The sequence below is a fragment of the Roseibium sp. RKSG952 genome, assembly GCF_009711355.1.
In genome coordinates this window covers 1-3,779 of the sequence record NZ_SMMF01000674.1, presented here as the reverse complement: position 1 = coordinate 3,779, position 3,779 = coordinate 1, and the positions used below count along the sequence as shown (strand labels likewise).

Here is a 3,779-nt window from a genome sequence, read left to right as displayed (position 1 = left end):
GGCATTGCCGAAACCACCGTTCCCGCCCTTGAGCAGCAAGACGCGCTGACCGAGTTCGGTCATGTCGGCAATCACCGTATCATTGTCTTCCTCAAGGATCTGGGTTCCAACCGGCACTTTCAGGACAACAGGCTTGCCGTCGGCCCCGGTCCGGTTCTTGCCCATGCCGTGAATGCCGGTCTCACCCTTGAAGTGCTGTTTGTAGCGATAATCGATCAGCGTGTTGAGACCGTCGACACATTCGATGATCACATCGCCACCGCGACCGCCGTCGCCGCCATCCGGGCCGCCGAACTCAATATATTTTTCGCGGCGGAAGGACACACAGCCAGCGCCGCCATTGCCGGATCGTACATAGATCTTGGCCTGATCCAGGAATTTCATGGTTCTTCTCTTTATATTCCACTGTCAGGCCCGGATCGCAGATCGATCAAAGCCCCTTGTAAAAATCTGCCCGCGACAACTCGGTCCGCCAGGCCGGCATGGCCCTGCCACGGGCAAGGCTCTGACACGTGCCGTCGCCAACAACGCGAAAACCGGCCTTTTCCATCACCGTGAGGGAAGCAGCGTTTTCGGTCATGACCCGACTGACGATCAAAGCGTGATCCGTATTCCGGAACAACCAGTCCGCAGCCGCCCGAACCGCTTCGCTCATATAGCTCTTGCCCCAATAAGGCCGCCCCAGCCAATAGCCGATCCGGGGTGTTTCCTGCAACGCCCCAAACGACAAACAGCCAATCATTTGCCCTTCGCGGTCAATCTGGAAAACCAGTTCATCCGCATTCTGCCAATCGGCCCAACCCCGAGCGGCTTTTGCAAGAAAGTCCCTGCCCGCTCGAAGATCATAAGGGTGAGAAACCACCGTCAGCATTTTCGCCACTTCATAGTCGCCCAGAAGCTCCGCACACCTGTCGAGATCCTCCGGAACAGGAGGCCTCAGGACCAATCGCTCCGTCGTCAAGGCCGCAGGGGTCATGCTGCCACCCGCGCGCGTTCGAAATCGGCCCGGTCAAGGCGAACCACAATGCAGTCGACTTTTCGATCGAGCGCTTTTGCAAACCGTGTGGTTTTCCCGGCTGGCTTGAAGCCGAGCTTTCTCAGCACCGAGCGCGAAGCGGTATTGTCTTCAAAGGCGCGCGCTGCAATTGCATCGCACTCGTGGTTTGAAAAACCCCACTCGAGAACGGCCATGGCCGCTTCTTGCGTGTATCCGAAGCCTTGAAACGCACGCCCCACCCAATACCCAATCGTTGGACAATCGGAGAATTCGTCCAGATCCCCGGGTGCCTCCAGCGCGCAAACCCCGATGAAGACACCTCCGAGTGTCACCGCGAAAACGGCTTCGGTCTTCAGCGGGTTGGCATCGGCAATCTTCGACAAGAAAGCTTCTGCCTCCCCGTCCCGGTAAGGCCAAGAGACACCCGTCAGCCAGCGCGCAATCTCGAAGTCGCGGCCACCCAGTTCCGCGATTGCTTCTGCGTCGCCCATTTCAACTGGGCGCAGAACCAAGCGCTTGGTGGTCAGAACCGGCAAGCTCATGCGCCCTTCCCCCATTCCTTCAAGGAGGCCCACACGGCCCGGTCCAGACAGTAACGCTCGATCGGCACGGTACCGCCTGCCCCTACCGAACGGATCAGGCTCTGATCGCGATACTGGAACCCCGATTTGACCAGCACACGCCGCGAAGCGGGGTTGGTCACCCGGCAAGCCGCGGTCAATTCATCGACAGCCGTATAAGTGAAGGCATGATCGACCAGAGCGTGAACGGATTCGGTGGCATAGCCCTGCCCCCAGAACGGTTCACCGATCCAGTAGCCGGCATGAACCGGTCCGTCGATTTCAAGCTGGGCATACCGCGCCATTCCGATCAGCCGGCCGGTCGATTTCAGGCGCACGGCAAAGGTTGCGGCGTTGGGTTGCGGGTGCTCGGCCTTTCTGATCCACGCCCGCGCATCGTCCACCTTGAAGGGATAGGGCATCGTCAGCAGGTTCGAGGCGACATGTTTGTTGTTCGCCAGAAACACAAGGTCGGCCAAGTCGTCCGCGCGCGGCAAGTCAAGCCTGACACGAACCGCGTCCTGCGGCACAGGGGCCGCACCCAAACAGCTCTCGTCTAACAGATCCTCGCTTTCAACAACCATTTTTTTCTCCAGTCAAAGCGCAATAGAAAAAGGGAAGACGGCATCCCATCTCCCCTTTGAACTTTGACTGGCTGTCTCGATCCGCCGGGGCCTTTATGGGACGCCGGCGGTGGTTCGTGACACGTCGGCGTTACTCCGCTGCTTCCGCTACCGGGAGCACGTTGATGAAAGTTCGGCCGTTGGATTTCGGCTGGAATTCAACCTTGCCTTCCACGGTCGCAAAGATCGTGTGATCTTTGCCCATGCCAACGCCCGTGCCCGGATGCCACTGCGTGCCACGCTGGCGCGCAATGATGTTGCCCGGGATCACGGCTTCGCCGCCATACTTCTTGACGCCAAGACGGCGGCCGGCTGAATCGCGGCCGTTACGGGATGAACCGCCTGCCTTTTTATGTGCCATCGTGAGAACTCCTCGTTCTTCGAATTCTTAAAAGACCAGATAAGGGAGCGGCGGCTTAGTTGCCAGCCAGTTCCTTTGCCTGCTCGACCCAGTTGTCGCGCTCAAAGCGGCCCTTGATGTTCAGGGCGTCCTCGACGCGGGCGATGTCGTCAGCGCTGAAACCTGCGATCTGGGCGTAGGTGGATACACCTGCCGCATTCAGCTTCTTCTCGATTGCCGGGCCAAGACCACCGATCTTCTTCAGATCGTCCTTGCCTTCCTGCGCATCGAACAGCGGCGAGATGTCGGCGTCAGCCGCTTCTTCGGCCTTCGGAGCAGCCTTTGCAGGCGCTGCCTTCTTGGCCGCCTTTGCGCCACCGGTCAGGATATCGGTCACCTTGACAAGGGTAAAGGACTGACGATGGCCGTTGCGGCGCCGGGAATTCTGACGGCGGCGCTTCTTGAAAATGATGATCTTGCGGTTGCGGCCCTGATCGACCACTTCCGCAACAACAGATGCGCCATCAACGGTCGGCGCACCAATCGTGGTGTCCGAGTCGTTGCCAACCATCAGCACTTCGTCAAAGGTGACAGTGCTGCCGGCTTCGGCATCCAGCTTTTCGACCTTGAGGAGGTCGTCTGCGGCAACCTTGTACTGCTTGCCACCAGTTTTGATCACTGCGAACATGTCTCGCACGTCCTTCTTTTCGTTCTTGTGCCACTCAGCCTGGATGACGTGAGCGGACAGTCTTTTACGCTGATCAAAGGCGCCATCCCAGACCACTTGCGTGACAGGACGGTCTTTGCGGAACGGGTTTCTTGCTTGAGGAAACGACCTGGCCCAGACCAAACAGCGAGCGGCGCACCAACAGGCACACCCCTACGAGCGCGTGGACTATACCCATGCAAGACAGCCTGTCAAATTTTTATTGTAGAATGCCGCCAATTCCTGCCGTTCCGGCCGGATTCTCGCGCGACCGGTCATCGCAATCGGGCACAGAAACGTTGTATCCGTTGAAGCGGGATAGCCGCCTTTCCAGACCATTCCCGGCCACTCGCGAATTGAGGGTTAGCGCGGCGGCCTCGTTCCCGGCCTGCCAGCGTTCTCAACAGGCTCCCCAAAAAAAACGAGCACAGCCTCTTTGGCCTCTTGCGGCATGAGATTCGCTTGTCTATGTTCCGCGCCACTTGACGCCCAAGGTCAATGCGCCGCGGAGAGGTGCCGGAGTGGTCGAACGGGGCGGTCTCGAAAACCGTTG

General features: G+C 59.0%; 5 protein-coding genes and 1 pseudogene. All 6 read right to left on the bottom strand.

Translation table 11 applies throughout. From position 1 onward, the window contains the following. Nucleotides 1–384, bottom strand: a pseudogene (obgE, locus tag E1297_RS03695) (GTPase ObgE); the annotation flags it as partial. 46 nt (nucleotides 385–430) lie between these two features. Continuing rightward, nucleotides 431–976, bottom strand: coding sequence for a GNAT family N-acetyltransferase (locus tag E1297_RS03690; protein WP_155134044.1), 546 nt, complete (start codon nucleotides 974–976; stop codon nucleotides 431–433). Continuing rightward, complete coding sequence (locus tag E1297_RS03685) at nucleotides 973–1,539, bottom strand: GNAT family N-acetyltransferase (protein ID WP_155134041.1); 567 nt, start codon at nucleotides 1,537–1,539, stop codon at nucleotides 973–975. The genes E1297_RS03690 and E1297_RS03685 overlap by 4 nt, the downstream gene beginning before the upstream one ends. Continuing rightward, nucleotides 1,536–2,141: a GNAT family N-acetyltransferase gene (locus tag E1297_RS03680; RefSeq protein WP_155134038.1), complete on the bottom strand. Its 606-nt coding sequence runs from the start codon at nucleotides 2,139–2,141 to the stop codon at nucleotides 1,536–1,538. The genes E1297_RS03685 and E1297_RS03680 overlap by 4 nt, the downstream gene beginning before the upstream one ends. 130 nt (nucleotides 2,142–2,271) lie before the next feature. After that, the gene (gene rpmA / locus E1297_RS03675; protein ID WP_155134035.1) at nucleotides 2,272–2,541 is read right to left on the bottom strand and encodes a 50S ribosomal protein L27; all 270 of its coding nucleotides are present in this window, start codon (nucleotides 2,539–2,541) and stop codon (nucleotides 2,272–2,274) included. Nucleotides 2,542–2,596: 55 nt separating this feature from the next. Beyond that, nucleotides 2,597–3,208 carry a 50S ribosomal protein L21 gene (locus E1297_RS03670; protein WP_155134032.1) on the bottom strand — a complete coding sequence of 204 codons (612 nt, stop codon included), beginning with the start codon at nucleotides 3,206–3,208 and terminating at the stop codon, nucleotides 2,597–2,599. Nucleotides 3,209–3,779: the final 571 nt, after the last annotated feature.

Excerpts from the sequence above, each read along its gene's own strand:
- E1297_RS03690 (WP_155134044.1), bottom strand. The coding sequence starts at position 976 with ATGACCCCTGCGGCCTTGACGACGGAGCGATTGGTCCTGAGGCCTCCT.
- E1297_RS03685 (WP_155134041.1), bottom strand. The coding sequence starts at position 1,539 with ATGAGCTTGCCGGTTCTGACCACCAAGCGCTTGGTTCTGCGCCCAGTT.
- E1297_RS03680 (WP_155134038.1), bottom strand. The coding sequence starts at position 2,141 with ATGGTTGTTGAAAGCGAGGATCTGTTAGACGAGAGCTGTTTGGGTGCG.
- rpmA (WP_155134035.1), bottom strand. The coding sequence starts at position 2,541 with ATGGCACATAAAAAGGCAGGCGGTTCATCCCGTAACGGCCGCGATTCA.
- E1297_RS03670 (WP_155134032.1), bottom strand. The coding sequence starts at position 3,208 with ATGTTCGCAGTGATCAAAACTGGTGGCAAGCAGTACAAGGTTGCCGCA.